Origin of the sequence: Rhodopseudomonas palustris, from assembly GCF_003226555.1 — a bacterium.
GTDB classification, from domain to species: Bacteria; Pseudomonadota; Alphaproteobacteria; order Rhizobiales; family Xanthobacteraceae; genus Rhodopseudomonas; species Rhodopseudomonas palustris_I.
In genome coordinates this window covers 208,407-222,867 of record NZ_QKQS01000012.1, presented here as the reverse complement: position 1 = coordinate 222,867, position 14,461 = coordinate 208,407, and the positions used below count along the sequence as shown (strand labels likewise).

Sequence of the window (14,461 nt, the reverse complement as noted above, 5' to 3'; positions counted from 1 at the left end):
CTGCCAAAATCTGAATCTCAATAGATACTTGAGTCCTACCTCACAGGCCCGCGACCTTGTGACTCAGTACAATTAGGCGCGTAGCGCCGTAACCCACCGACAACGTCTCTACCGAGTTGCCTGAGCATCGCAGCCGCCGTCCGCTTGAGCGCTCGATCAGGAGCGGCCTTGATGTCGGCGATGAGGCCTGGCAGCTTTCGTCACTGAACAACAGGGCTGCTCGATCGGTGGTATTTGGAACGAAGGTGGAGCGCTGATAAGCTGCCGGCGAGTTTCCCCTCAGCCGAAGCGAGGGTGCGCACAGCCTATGGAGGCAGACCGCCGCCGGAGGTCGGAGCCATGAGCAAGCCGGATCTGCACGGGATGGCGACGCCCGACCTTGTGGCTCTGTTTGCCAAAGTCACGGTCGAATAGGAATGTCAGCCCATTCGAACACGCGGTCGTATATTAGAGGGTCACCAGCAGATTTTCGATGGTCACAACATCGAACTGTCCAGATGGCGGAGTTGGACTTTCCTTGTACGCCGCCGGGATACGAACGTAAAAATTTGCGTTCTTGTAGGTTATTGCTGTCAAACACAACGCCAAGCTATGAAGTTTGTTTCCCGCGCAAATAAGAGATATGTCGTGTTCATTGTTCGCCTCTACGATTTCGCGCGCAATGGTGATTACCATCTCAACGTCGCGAACAGGAGCGCGATGTATATCTGAATCGGGTATCTCGAATACAGCCTTGATTCTCTCCGTGGTCCGATCGGCGAAGCGGGTATAGCTGTCAGTAAATCCAGGGCTGGCAGAGATTATGCTGTTGTGGTCCGGGTCGTGTCTATAGATGATGGCCTTCAGCTGATCGTATTCGAATCCGGTCGAGATGATGTTGGTTTTGTAAAGGCCATTTCCAAAGGCGAGTGGGGCGAAGGGTACGTCGCTAAGCGACCACTCTCCAAGAGTGTGTTCATAATAAGTGTTCCTGTATTCGTCTTCACTAAAAATGTACTTTGGGTGAGAGTAGTAAAAATGCAGAGTACGAATCGAATCGATTCTGTCGAATAAAAAGAGAAGTGAGCACCAGAGCCGGCGCGGCATCGACGAGATGTCAATAATCCATGGTTCTTTCGAGCTGCTTATCGCTGAGGCCAAAGAGTAAGCTGTGTTGTAGTAATGGCTAAAAGTCTCTCCGATTGATCCAAATTCGACCTCGGTAAATCGAATTCTGTGCTTCTTGCAGAGGTCTTTCACTCTATTGCGTATGTTGCCAGAAACTTGTGTCTTTCCTCGGTTTTCATATCTTATGAGGATGACTCGTCGAACCTTGGTGAAGTCAATTCGGTCGAGGATTGCTTGGCTGCGAATCTCCCAGCTCGCGCTAATCAGTAAGCTACCATTGAAGTCGATAAGTGGATGTTTTTCGGTAGCTTCGCTGCTGTGTTGTGTGATTACATATTTGTGGTTGAGCAACATCAGGATTCTCGATCATCAAAAAAGGATGGGCCGAGCCCCTTCTTTGCTTGCCAATCTCGATAGACTCGATCGGCCCAAAGCCGTGGATCGGTTGTCTCGACGTCTAAGATGTGTCGAAGTTGGTGAGTCGGAATCTCGAAGATGTAATCGTACGATTCTCTGTATGAGATGTTGAATTCGGGTGCGAACTGTCGGTGCAAGCGAAAGCAATATGGCCGAGTTTTGTGGGGGAGGTCGACGTCAACGTGCCGCAAGTATCCGTCTACTTCGCCGTCCTTGATCAATTGAAATTCACGGTGAGTTGAATATTGGTCGCCCAGTAAGACACCGAATATGGATCTTTCAGGATTTCGGAGTGGTTCAGGTGTGTCTTGGTTAGTTTGAATTAAATGCGCTAAGGTTCCTATAAACCGGACAAGCTTCTCAAGAAGGAGGCCGTGTCTTTCTGTGTAGTCTCGAATTGAGATTAGCTTGCGTGTCGATGCGTCTCTGCAACCCTCATCTTGTATGTCCACCGGAAGCGGGTTCGAGCTAAAGAAGTCTAGGTTGTTCTTATCGCATTTTGTGACTTCGTAGATCGAGGACATCATTTCGAGGAAATCGCGGATGCAGCCATCACTAAGTGCTGAGACAACCCGTTCTCCAGCGTATTTTGGTTGTACACCGTAGCGTCTGCAAAGCGAGATGTAGGATGCAACATTTTTCCGTCGCAGTGCGTCGCGCGTCAGGGTGTGTTCTTCGAAGCCTCGTTCTCGAAGGTGCTGTTCATAAAAGGGAGGGGCTCCGCTTGTGTTTCCAGTCTTGTTGCCGCGGAGTGATGCTCTTTCGATGAATTTTATCGCCCGAGACTTTGTTGTATTTTGAAGACTGGAAAGGGCGAGGGTGTTTGTGTCGAAGTGAGACAGCTTCATATTTACAAGAAAGTCTGTATACACCTTTGTCGCGCGCTCCACTCGAAGGCGTATTACTTCCGTGTAAAATTTGCGGTACTTGTCAGATTCTTGATTGTCGAGATATATTACGGTCCGTTCTTCTCTGCCGAGAGTTTGGTTATTTATCGTCGTGTTCTTAGGGTCGAATTTTCCAAGGACGTATGCGATCGACCAGCATACGGGTAGGCCCTGTGGTGTTCGCACAAGTGTGTTCAGCGCTCTCTGATAGGCCGGGCCGAACACCTCTCCGTCATCAATTAGAATTCGAATGAGGGAGACGTCATTGTTCCTTCGGAGGCATTCGATGATGCCCGCCATCACGGGGTGGAATGAAATCTCCAACCGAGATTCGAAGGCGAGTGGTTCTCCAATGCCTCTCGATGCGTCGATCATCTTGATCAAACGCTGCTCGATGCTAATGAGGAGTACGTCAATGTTCTCAGCGGCTAAGAGTTTGTAGGGTGTTGTGGTTGCGGCGCATAGTTGCTCTTCATCGCGCTGGGTCAGTAGGATGCGGCTGCGTCGCGCCAAGCGTACGAGCGTATTCAGGGTTGCTCGAAGAATGAGAAGCTCGATAAATTCTGAGGTCAGCTGCTCTTTAGCGGCGACAGATTTGGAGAGAGTCTTATTTGCTCCTGGAATCATGCCCTCAAAATCCGGAATCACGCGATTGTTGAGGTTAAGGTAGACTCCGAGGGTCTTGCGCGCCAACGAGTCGTAAAGGCTTTGATTGGAGGCGGAGTCTTTCAGCTGGAATTCAGTATCGGCTATTTTGAGGCACGTAGTTTTTCCGCATCCCCGCTTTCCCGTAAAATAAAAATTACCGTGTTCGAACTGTCGCTTTGCCTCTTCAGAAACATATAGCAGAGGACGTTCCTCATCTTCGAATTTCACGGGCTTGAATGGGTTGCGAGTCTCAATCATAGGAGCACCTCACTCGCCAAGTTGAGCAGGAGTTCAGCGTTGGTCGGGTGATGGAAATAAGTCCGGCGATTTCAAGTTTGTTAATTTGATCGGAACCATGAAGTGCTATGCTGTTGTCGTAACGGTCGCCTCCGGATAGTTGTAGATCGTCTAGGTAGCGCTTGGTCGGCTCTGGTAGCATTGAAAGAACGTGGGTGCGGCCGTAAAGCTGAATGCAGGTCTCCTGCGGCCTAGCCATTGAGACTTTGTCGATGCGTTTTTGTAGTATGTTGACTGCAAGTGGAGTGTCGTCGTCGGCGGTCAGTACGCGAACTTGAATATAGCCGTCGGTGGCAAGAGGTGCTGAAACGGTAACCAAGCCAACTTGGGCGTGATTTGTGGGGTTTGCTATCACGTCAATAGAGTCGTCATGAACATGCCCGTGAATATAGACGACTGGTGGGTTGGTAGAGGCGAGTGTGTGTCGCACGAAGCCTGCGTTCAGCATTTCTGGAAAGATGGCAACCCGTGGGATTTTTTGCGGCAAGATGTTGTGATGAGCGAGTAAAATTGGCAGCTTGATACCGGCGCCATCGAGCTTCGAGACGAGCGAAGTGATCGAATCTGTCTCGAGGAAGGGGGCGTCGAAATAGTCGTAGAGCTCCTCATCTGGTACGGTGAGGTGCATTCCGCTTATGTAATTTGCCAGTGCTTGCTTTGGAGTGGATTGCCAAAGTTCGAGACAATTAGAACAGGAGTTCAGGGCGTAAATGACGGCGTTGCTGGAGTTGAGCACGTTTGGAAATTCGCGCAAGGCACTATAGGCGAGGAGAATTTTGTTCTCGGGGTCCAGTATTGCTCTTTCAAATTCTATCGATTTTTCGGAGTTCTCAGAAAAGGACTGAGGTTTTTTTAGGTCGTGATTTCCTGGGACTCCGATTAGCGGCACGTTTAGTGATTGAAGTGCGCGGCTGAAGTAGATCAGCGCGTCTTTGAAGTCCGGCAGACTGCCGCCGGTGGTGAAATCTCCTACAAATAAGATCGCATCGAAAGGTTGTTGTTTGCTTGTTTTGATGAGGTCGTCAATCAGTATGCTGAGGCGCGGTTTTCCAAGTGCTGCCACGACACCTGGAGGGGAGAAAATCTTATCGTCGAGAGCGTTAGACAATCGAGCGAGGGGGTAATGAATGTCCCCGATGACGGCCAAATTGAAAGCGTGCATTCAAGATGTTCCTGCAACCGAACGGTGAATGTATAGTGACGTTCCGAGGCGCCGACAAGCGGAATGCTGAGTTACTGTGAGGCTGTCGAGAATGATGACGCGTAGTCAGTTGATAGGCCTTCGCAAGCGGTGCACTGTCGGGCTATCCGTCGCGCGTTCGCAGCGCACGACGCGGATCAACCTGTGAAAGCTAACAACACTCGGTCGGACTGGCTGCAAAGCTTCTCGACGCCTCTCGGACCCACGGGTCTGCTGATGCGGGACAGGACGCGTCGGGCGGTTGGATACTCATTATGCCGGATCTGTCCGCACCTTGAACGAGCCTGATTAGGGCGCCCGCGTGTCGGCGACTTCGCTGTGGAAGATCCCGGCGTCGGGGTCGTATTCGACCGTGGCGATGTATCCCTTGTAGGTCATTTTGGTCATGGCTGGCGCCGAGTTCGTGCGTGCCGCTGCGGTCGCCTCGACGGCGGCGCGGCCGGGTGCAGCATGGCAACGCTTTTCGGCTGTGGCAACCGATGCTCACTTATCCGCCGGTTGGCGCTGCAAGGCGTGGATGCCCGGCACAGGGCCGGGCATGACGGCAGAGCCGGTGATCGCCGGAATGCATGGCGGCTTGCTCGGCGGCGCGAGCCGCTATCCACCGGTAGGGAGCTCTCTCATGACCGACGATCCCCCGCCACCCCGCTATTTGCCGCGCGGGCTGACACCCGAGGCGGTCGCGGAGCTGAAACGGCTGTATGAAGAGACCGACGAGCCGCTGACCGCGGTGGCGGCCCAGTTCGAGATCTGTCGGCACACGCTGCGCAAGGTGGCGGAGGCCGAGGGCTGGACGCCGCGGCTGGAGCGCCCCCGGGTCGGGCCGCGGCCGCCGCTGCCGGTCCGCCAGGCGCGCGGGTTTTCGCAGCGGGCGCTCGACGATCTGCGGCGGCGCTATGTCGAGACCGAAGAGCCGGTGCAGCGCATCATCGAGGACTACCACATTCATCGCAACACGCTGGAGCGGCTGGTGATGCAGGAGGGGTGGCCGCGCCGCAAGGATCGGCCGCCGCGCGACATGCCGGTGCTGCTGCAGATCAATCGCGAAGCGACTGCGGCGCTGCAGCAGGCCCGCGCGATCGCCGCCGGCGCGCCGCCGCCGGGGTTGCCGCCGCCCGCGGTTGACGCGAAGGCCGCGGTCGACACGGAGGCCGCGGCGCCTGCGCCCGAGAGCGAGGCCGAGATGGCGCCTGTGCCCGAGGCAGCGTCGGCGGCCGAGGCCGTGACCGAGGCATCGGCCGCAACGCCGGCCGACCAGGTGTCACCCGAAGCTGTGCTGTCGCTGGCGCGGCGGCTGGAGCGCGCGGTCGAGACCCAGCTTCGCAAGGTCGAAAACCTGCGCGAGGACACCACGCTCGGCGGCCACCGCGCGGTCGAGGCCGAGCGGATCGCCCGCACGCTGGCGGCGCTGACGCAGACGCTGTTCAAGGTCCGCCAGCTTCGCGATCCCGAACGCGCGCTCAGCGCCGCCGATGACGAGATGCCCGCCGATGCCGATGGATTCCGTCTGGAGCTTGCGCGCCGTATTGAGACGTTTGTCCGCGGCGGGGATGACCGAGCCCTTCCTGCGCCAGGCCAGCCTCCGGACGCTGGCTCGGCTGCAGGATGATTTCGCCGTCTTCGCGCATCCGCATCAGGAGTTTGCGGAACCCGGCAATGACGGCGCGCCGTGGACCACCTGGCTGATGCTCGGCGGCCGCGGCGCCGGCAAGACCCGCGCCGGCGCCGAATGGGTGCGGGCGATGGTGGCCGGCACGCCGCCTTATGCGGAGCGGCCGCACGGCCGGATCGCGCTGGTCGGCGAAAGCTGGCACGACGCCCGCGAAGTGATGGTAGAAGGCGAATCCGGCCTGCTGCGGATCACGCCGCGCCGCGAGCGCCCCGAATGGATCGCTACCCGCAAGCGGCTGGAATGGCCGAACGGCGCGGTCGGCGAGGTGTTCTCCGCCGACGATCCGGATAGCCTGCGCGGCCCGCAATTCGAAGCGGCGTGGTGCGACGAGCTGGCGAAATGGCGCTACGCCGAAGCGAGCTTCGACATGCTGCAATTCGGGCTGCGGCTCGGCTCCCGGCCGCGGCAACTGATCACCACGACGCCGCGGCCGCTGCCGCTGATCAAGCGGCTGCTCGCTGATCCGCATACCCGCGTGACGCGGGCGCCGACCCGCGCCAACGCCGCGCATCTGTCGCCGGCGTTTCTCGAAACCGTGGTGGCGCGCTATGCCGGCACACGGCAGGGCCGGCAGGAGCTCGACGGCGAACTGATCGAGGACCGCCCCGGCGCGCTGTGGTCGCGCGACAGAATCGAGCGCGCCCGCGTGCCGGCGGCGCCGCCGCTGGTGCGGATCGTGGTGGCGATCGATCCGCCGGGCTCGTCGCGGCCGGGCGCGGACGCCTGCGGCATCGTCGCGGCGGGGCGCAGCGCGGCCGGCGATTACTACGTGCTGGAGGACGTCTCCAGCGACCGGCTGTCGCCGGCGGCCTGGGCGGCGCGCGCGATCGCGCTGTATCACCGGCTCGAGGCCGATGCGATCATCGCCGAGGTCAATATGGGCGGCGAGATGGTGCGCGCGGTGCTGCACGAGACCGACGCGGCGATCCCGGTGCGCGAGGTCCGCGCCAGCCGCGCCAAATTCGTCCGCGCCGAGCCGGTCGCGGCGCTGTACGAACAGGGCCGGGTCAAGCACGTCGGCTGCTTTCCGCTGCTCGAAGACGAGATGTGCGAATTTAACAGAAGTGACCTTTCACGCGAAAGATCAGTTACTTACGCTTTACAGCGATAGGCCGGAAAACCGTGAACGCCGCGGGAACAAACCGTGTGATTGTAAATCGCCAAGGGCGCCGCTGTGAGCAAGCAACAACGCCCCTCAAACCGGTCGACTTCTTCTGCCGATCTGGAAGCCATTCGGGCTCTCCGGCGCGCTTGGATCGCCGCGAGCCCCTGGGCCCGAAAACGCTTCATAAGCGAGCTGATCGATCCTGTTTGCCTTAGCGAAGTGGAGCCGCTGACGATCGACGTCGAGGCTCCCATATGAGCTGGCAGGCGACGGCGTGGGCCGCAAAACAGGTGACTGGATCTCCGGCTCGCAAAGCGCTTTTGCTCGCGCTGGCGAACTACGCCGACGCCGCCGGCATGTCGTACCCGTCTCAAGACACGCTCGCGCGCGACACCGAACAGAGCACCGACACGGTGCAGCGGCAGATGAAGCAGCTCGCCGCGCTCGGGCTGGTGCGGATCGAAAAGCGACCCGCGGTGAAGGGGCAGTGGCCGGGGTTGGTCTATTTTCTTGCCCTACCTGTTGCGGAAATGACCGAGCCGCAAATTGCGGCCCGGTCCGCACCGCAAAGCCCTGCGGCCCGGAACGGCCGCGACCGTGCCGCAAAAGCCACCCCCGCCGTGCCGCAAAACACCCCTTCACCGTGCCGCAGCTATGTGCGGCATGAACAGAAGGAACAGATAGAACAGCGCGGGCGCGCACGCGCGAGCGCTCCAGCGCGCGCTGTGCCCGCCGAGCGGCCGCAGGCGATCGAAGGGAGCGAGCGGGAGCGCAGCGCCTTCGCTGGCCCGCTGGGGGCCGGAGGCGAGGCACTGAGACGGCGGATCGGTGATGACCGATTCGCCGCATGGTTCTCCAAAGTGACGCTGCTAAGCGATGCCGACGGCGAGATCGTGCTCTCCGCGCCGACGTCGTTCGTCCGCGACCACATCGCAGCGCAGTTCGACGCCGACCTCGACGCCGCCTGGCGCGGCGTGATGGCCGACTTCCGGAGCGTCGTGGTGGTGCAGCAGCGAGGCGAGTCATGACGGTGGGTCTGCCGGAGCTTGGGAGGTTTGCGCCACGGTGGCGCAAACCTCCGCGACTAGTGATCGCGGACGATCGGGCCATGGCGTTCCGACCGGAGGTTTGCTCCATGGTGGAGCAAACCTATCGTCGCACCGCCGCGATCACCGCCCCCGCTCCCCCGCGCAGCGGCGCGGCGACGGCGCGAACCCTCTCAGGGCGACAACGACCGCCACCAACTACCGATCGCCTGCCACATGTTGCAGATCGGCAACCGATGGTCGCGGGGGTTTGCGGTAGTACGCAACTAACTGTCTCACGGCGAATATCGTTGTGGTGCAATGGCTTCTCTCATCGTTGCGATAGTGGAGATAGTCTCTCGCGCGCGTATACGCATGAGAGGAGGCGAGGAGAGAATGATATCGCCGTTCATGGCTTCGACAACAATTTCTCATGCGCGTTACGGAAAAACTATCTCTACTCGCTCTACTATCTCCCGATCATAAGTAAGCAACTGACTTATCTATCAAACTACTTTCTTACCACAACAACAAACTATCTCCAAACTATCGCAAACTACTGCAAGAGGCTGACGAGGCCTCCCTAACAGAAGCGAATCTGATTTTGTCGATGAGCTGACAACTGGCTGCTTGGGTGGGTGTGAAATGACATTGACGACAGATGATCTGAAGGTGATCGAAGGAAGCGTGCGGGTGGCGGATCTGCGGTTGGCGCACGCGCTCGGCATTGGAAAGCCGATCGAGATTCGGAAACTGATCCACCGGCACCGCGCCGAGCTCGCCAATTACGGCCAGCTCGTTGGTGCACCGGCGCCCGGCAAACGGGCCGTTGCTGCCGAGTTCTGGTTGAATGAACAGCAAGCGTTGGTGATGTGCGTGCTCGCGAACTGCCCCGGGTCAGCAGCCACACACCGAGAGCTGACCGATCTGTTCGCTCAACACCGGATCGCTCTCTTGCGTGAATGCCGGCTGATCTTCGGCCGGCGAGCCGCGGCGAAGCTCTGGCGTCAACTCGGCTTGCCTGCGGTGGTGGAAGACGAGCCGGCGGCGAGAGCTTCGCGCGCTGCTCCCGCCAGTTCCGATCAGGTGAAGCACTTCCTCGCTGTGTCGACGGTGCGGCGACCTGGAGCGCAGGTGCAATCTTCCGTTCTATATGCGGCATATCGCGCCTGGTGCGAATCGACCTCTGCGGACGTCGTGCTTACGCAGACTATGTTTTCGCTTGTGGTCGCAAACCTCGGGTTCACGAAGCGCTGCTCCAGTGTGATGTTTTGGACCGGCCTGACCCTGGTCAACCACCTCGCCGCGGTGCCGACCGGCGAGGCCGGCCGCCTGCTGTGACTGGTGGCGGCTAGGGTCCTTCCCCGCCGCGGCCGACCGCGGGTCCGGGGAGCTGCGGGATATGAGGCGGTGCACTAAATTTTATAGCTCAAATCAAAACGCCGAACTGGCCGCTATTTGCAGATTTTGCATGGCTCGCGGCTCGGCCACTTTCCTAGTTCTGATCAGGAACTAGGAAGACCGCACCGCCGAGGTGCACGGCATTAGATCGACGAGGGTTGCACCTCGTCGGCCCTGCCGAGAGGGGGTGTGGGGGCGTTTTCTCGTTAGTTGTGGATCGGATGACATTCCGTCACCCAGCGTCACCCTTGATCACCCAACATCACCAAAACGGTCCAACTAAAACGGTTCGCAATGTGAAAAACCATTGCGGCGCAGGCATTTCTTGCGAAGGCTGTCGGCATGCTAAAACACGCCTTTCAGAAGATCGCGAACATGTTCACCCGCTCGTATGACGGCGCGGGTGGCGGACGGCGCTGGCGAGGCCGCGGCGAGATGGCGGCGCCGCTGTCGGTGATGAGCGCGGCGCGTGGTCCGCTGATGCGCCGGGCGCGCTATCTGGTGGCGAACAATGCGCTCGCCGCCTCGGGTGCGGAGGCGTGGGTATCCGGCCTCGTTGGCACGGGGATCAAGCCGCAGAGTGCACACCCGGACCCGGCGATTCGATCGAAACTTAATCTGGCGTTCGAGCTTTGGACGGATGCCGCGGACGCGGACGGGGTGAGTGATTTCTACTTTCTGCAGGCCACGATCGCCCGCAGGTTGGTGGTCGATGGCGAGGCATTCGCGGTGCTGGGCATCGCCGACGGCCGCTTGAACATCCGCCTGATCGACGCCGATCAGGTCGACCCATCGCTGAACCGCGAACTCGGCGACGGCCGGCGGATTGTTCAGGGCATCGAGTTCGACAGCGCAGGCCGCCGGGTGGCCTACCACATTTTGCCGGAACGCCCAGGCGCACCGTTCGCGGTGCTGCCGCTGACGCCGCTGCGCGTGCCGGCCGAAGATGTGATCCATGTGTTCAAGCCTGAGATCGCCGGGCAGGTCCGCGGGCTGAGCTGGTTCGCTCCGGTCGTGCTGCGGCTGTCGGATTTGGATGCCTGGCGCGACGCGCAACTCATGCGCCAGAAGATCGCGGCGCTGCTGACCGGCTTCGTCACCAGCCCGACCGGCACCCCGTCGCAGTTCGGCGACGGATCGCAAGCGCCGCCGACGATCACCGAAGGCCTGGAGCCTGGCACACTGAAAGTGCTGGCGCCCGGCGAAGACGTGAAGTTCTCGACGCCGGCCGGCATCGGTGTCGAGGTGATCGACTTCGCGAAAATCACCGAACGCGAAATCGCTGTCGGGCTTGGGCTGCCGGCCTGGATTCTGACCGGCGATTTGTCTCAGGCGAACTACGGATCACAGCGCGGCGGGCTGGTCGAATATCGCCGCCGCATTGAAGCGCTGCAGCACGGCGTGTTGTCGTTTCAGCTCATTCGCCCGGTTTGGCGGCGCTGGGCAACGTTGGAAATTCTGTCGGGCCGCGCCAGCGGCACCGTCGAGGCGGCGTTGCCGATGAAGGCGATTACCCCGCGGCAGCCCTGGATCGATCCGGCGAAAGATGTTCGCGCAGAAATCGAAGCGATCGAAGCCGGGTTGATGAGCCGCCGCGAAGCCGTCACCGCGCGCGGGTTGGACATCGAAGCCCTCGACAGCGAGATCGCCGCCGACAACGCCCGCGCCGCCGGCCTCGGGCTCGACTTCACCAGCACCACCAAACCCAACAGCACGGATGCCGCAAGTGTTGATCCGCAGCAAGCCTGAAACAGCCGAACTCCTCACGCGCGAAGCGCCGGTGCGGGCTTCATCGTGGAACGCGGAGCGGCGAACGTTCGAACTGGTGCTTTCGGCCGGAAGCTCTGTCGAGCGCTTCGATGGCGCCGGCGCCTTCGATGAAGTGCTCGATTTACGCGGCGCGATGGCACCGCCGCTGCTGCCGCTGCTGGACAATCACAATCGCTTCGCACTCGACGGCCGGCTCGGTGAAGTCAGCAACGTGAAGTTGGTGCGCGGCGAACTGATCGGCCTGGCGCGGCTGTCGCGCCATTCTCCGATGGCCCAACGCGTCGCGGCCGAACTCGGCGACGGTGTCAAGTTCGGCGTCAGCATCGGATATCGCGTGACCGCCTGGGCGGAGCGCATGAACACGAGAACCAAACGGCGCGAGAAGGTGGCGACGGCCTTCGAAGTGCTCGAAGCTTCCCTCGTCGCCATTCCGGCCGATCAGGTCGCAACTACCAGGAGCCTTCCAGTGGAACCCGAAGAGACCACCACCACCACCACAGCGGCGGCCAACGTCCCGCCGCCGCCGGCACCGACCACTACGCCGGCCACGATGACGCGAGCGCAAGTGAATGTCGAGATCCGCAGCATCGCCAGCACCGCCGGCCTCGGCGACGCCTGGGCGAATCAGCAGATCGACGCCGAGGCGACGATCGACGCGGCCCGTGCCGCGGCGTTCGCGGCGATGGCACAACGCGCGGCACCGGCGAATTCGATCCGCAACACCAGCGCGGCGATCATCACCGACCACACCGACCCGATCGCGATCCGCTCGGCAATGGCTGATGCGTTGGCGCACCGGCTCGCACCGGCCGTTTGCAAACTCGAAGGCCGCGCGGTGGAGTATCGCGGCAGCCGCGTTCTCGATCTGGTCGGCGACCTTGCGGTGGCGAACGGCGAGCGGATCAACCTCCGCGACCAGGGCGCGCTGCTCGAACGAGCTGTCGGGTCGCATTCGACCAGCGATTTTCCGCTGCTGCTGGCGGACGCCACCAACAAGGCGTTGCTCGCCAACTATGCGATCGCACAGCCGACCTATCGCAAAATCGCGGCGCGCAAACCGTTCAACGATTTCAAACCTCATTCCTTCCTTCGAGTCGGTGACTTCCCGGCGTTCCGCGAGATCGCCGAGAATGGGGAAGTGAAATATGGCACGATCAGTGAGAGTGCCGAGAAGGTGACAGCAAAAGAGTTTGGGACGGGCATCGCGATCGGCCGCCGCGCGTTGATTAACGACGACCTTTCGGCGCTGTCGGACTTCTCGGCGATGATCGCGACCCGCGCTGCGGTCGACGAAAACGCCGTGGCCTACAAGGCTCTCAAAGCCAACGCCGCCCTGTCGGACGGCGTCGCGCTGTTCCACGCCGACCACAAGAACAAGGCGGCGACCGGCACGGTTCTGGACGCCGACAATGTTTCCGCCGCGGTCGCCGCGCTGCGGGCGCAGAAGAGCCTCGACGGCATGGCGCTGAACTTGCAGCCGGCATTCCTTGTCGTCGGACCGCAGCAGGAAGTTGCAGCCCGCAAGCTGCTGGCGGCGGTCGTGGCGGCGAAATCGGCCGATGTCAATGTATGGGCCGGCTTTGCCGAGCTGGTGGTCGACGCCGAGATCACCGGAAACGCTTGGTATGTGTTCGCTGCACCGAGCGCGGCGCCGGTCCTCGTCTACGGCTATGTGGCCGGCGCCGAGGGGCCGCAGGTTCGCACCGAGCGAGACTTCGATACGCAAGCTGTAAAGGTTGCGGCCGGTCTCGACTTCGCCGCCGGCGTGGTCGACCACCGCGGCGCTTACTTCAACGCCGGCAACTGACGCCCATGAGCGCGATCGACGATCTGTTGGCACAACGGGCGGCGCTCGTCGCCGCCCGCGCCTCCGGCGAATTCCGAGTGCTATTCCATTCCGGCGGCACGCGGCGCGAAGTCGAGTACCGCAGCGTCGCCGAGATCGAACAGGCCATCGCGGCGATCGATCGCGACATCGCCACGCTGCAAGGCCGGCGCGTCACCACCATTCTGCCCTACTACAACAAGGGACTTTGACGATGAAGAACTACCTGCAATCTGGTGATGCGATCACCGTTCCTGCGCCCGCAGACGTGAAGTCCGGCAATGGCGTTGTCGTCGGCGCGCTGTTCGGCATCGCCGCCACCGATGCCGCTTCCGGCGCCGATGTGGTGCTGTCCACGACTGGCGTCTACACACTGCCGAAGGTGTCGGCGCAGGCGTGGACCCGCGGCGTCCCTGTTTTCTGGGATGCGGAGAATGGTGTCGCCACGACGGCCGCCGACGACGGCGGCACGCCGGCGACTGACTTCCTTGCGATCGGCCACGCGGTCGCGCCGGCGGCGAATCCGTCCGCGACTGGCGACGTCAGGCTGTCGATCTGATCGCGGCGGGTCGGCGGTGGCGAACTGGCGCGATAGTGAGGCGCGGATCGATCAGGTGGTCGGCCGGACCTTCGGCGAATCCGTTCGCTTGTCGTTCCTGAAAAACGGAACGGCGGACCCGGCCCGGCCGATGGTCGATATCGTCGCGGTCCTGCATTGCGGCGGCGATCACTCGGCTGTGGTCGGCAGCGGCTTCGAAACCTGGCTGTCGGCCGGCAAAGCCGAGCTGGTGATTGATCGATCGACGTACACCGGAGCGATGCCGCGAAAGCTTGACAAAGTTCGCGCGAACGATCGTGCCGGAACGCCGTGGTTTGAAGTCGCCGCCGTGTCGGATCGCTACTCCAATCTGCTGGTGCTCACACTTAATCAGGCGTGAGCGCCAAGCGCCAAATCTTCGCGGCGGGAGTGTCATGGCGACACGGCCAGTCGTTAAAGCGGAAGGTGTCCCGCCTCAGTCTTGAGCACCTTTCGGTTTGGTCAGGGGTGGGTTGGCCCCCATACAGCGCAGATCCCGCACGGGCCTCCTCCCGTGTCCTGCAAGCGC

General features: G+C 60.9%; 12 protein-coding genes. 9 read left to right on the top strand and 3 right to left on the bottom strand.

Features of this window, described 5'->3' with window-relative positions; translation table 11 throughout:
• Window positions 1–447: 447 nt before the first annotated feature.
• From DNX69_RS07685 to DNX69_RS07680, 3 genes are read right to left on the bottom strand one after another with little or no spacing between them, the layout of a single operon-like run.
• A complete protein-coding gene (locus DNX69_RS07685) occupies window positions 448–1,461 on the bottom strand; it encodes a hypothetical protein (RefSeq protein ID WP_110785420.1) in 1,014 nt (337 codons plus the stop codon).
• Window positions 1,461–3,317, bottom strand: coding sequence for a hypothetical protein (locus DNX69_RS26070; protein ID WP_133255987.1), 1,857 nt, complete (start codon window positions 3,315–3,317; stop codon window positions 1,461–1,463). The genes DNX69_RS07685 and DNX69_RS26070 overlap by 1 nt, the downstream gene beginning before the upstream one ends.
• A complete protein-coding gene (locus DNX69_RS07680; protein ID WP_110785419.1) occupies window positions 3,310–4,518 on the bottom strand; it encodes a metallophosphoesterase family protein in 1,209 nt (402 codons plus the stop codon). The genes DNX69_RS26070 and DNX69_RS07680 overlap by 8 nt, the downstream gene beginning before the upstream one ends.
• A gap of 661 nt (window positions 4,519–5,179) precedes the next feature.
• Here DNX69_RS07680 and DNX69_RS07675 point away from each other — a divergent pair.
• From DNX69_RS07675 to DNX69_RS07635, 9 genes are all read left to right on the top strand, one after another.
• On the top strand, window positions 5,180–6,166 hold the full coding sequence (locus tag DNX69_RS07675; protein ID WP_110785437.1) for a hypothetical protein: 987 nt from the start codon (window positions 5,180–5,182) through the stop codon (window positions 6,164–6,166).
• Window positions 6,108–7,340 (top strand): DNA-packaging protein, encoded by a 1,233-nt coding sequence (locus DNX69_RS07670; protein WP_110785418.1) that lies wholly within the window; start codon window positions 6,108–6,110, stop codon window positions 7,338–7,340. The genes DNX69_RS07675 and DNX69_RS07670 overlap by 59 nt, the downstream gene beginning before the upstream one ends.
• Window positions 7,341–7,588: 248 nt before the next feature.
• Window positions 7,589–8,362, top strand: a complete 774-nt coding sequence (locus DNX69_RS07665) for a helix-turn-helix domain-containing protein (protein ID WP_110785417.1) — start codon at window positions 7,589–7,591, stop codon at window positions 8,360–8,362.
• 642 nt (window positions 8,363–9,004) lie between these two features.
• Window positions 9,005–9,700, top strand: coding sequence for a hypothetical protein (locus DNX69_RS07660; RefSeq protein WP_133255986.1), 696 nt, complete (start codon window positions 9,005–9,007; stop codon window positions 9,698–9,700).
• A gap of 435 nt (window positions 9,701–10,135) precedes the next feature.
• Window positions 10,136–11,509 (top strand): phage portal protein, encoded by a 1,374-nt coding sequence (locus tag DNX69_RS07655; protein WP_234826893.1) that lies wholly within the window; start codon window positions 10,136–10,138, stop codon window positions 11,507–11,509.
• The gene (locus tag DNX69_RS07650) at window positions 11,478–13,337 is read left to right on the top strand and encodes a prohead protease/major capsid protein fusion protein (RefSeq protein WP_110785414.1); all 1,860 of its coding nucleotides are present in this window, start codon (window positions 11,478–11,480) and stop codon (window positions 13,335–13,337) included. Before DNX69_RS07655 ends, DNX69_RS07650 begins: the two co-directional genes overlap by 32 nt.
• Before the next feature lie 5 nt (window positions 13,338–13,342).
• On the top strand, window positions 13,343–13,567 hold the full coding sequence (locus DNX69_RS07645) for a phage head-tail joining protein (protein WP_110785413.1): 225 nt from the start codon (window positions 13,343–13,345) through the stop codon (window positions 13,565–13,567).
• Between the two features lie 2 nt (window positions 13,568–13,569).
• A complete protein-coding gene (locus DNX69_RS07640; protein ID WP_110785412.1) occupies window positions 13,570–13,914 on the top strand; it encodes a DUF2190 family protein in 345 nt (114 codons plus the stop codon).
• 55 nt (window positions 13,915–13,969) lie between these two features.
• Complete coding sequence (locus tag DNX69_RS07635; RefSeq protein WP_234826892.1) at window positions 13,970–14,293, top strand: hypothetical protein; 324 nt, start codon at window positions 13,970–13,972, stop codon at window positions 14,291–14,293.
• Window positions 14,294–14,461 lie beyond the last annotated feature (168 nt).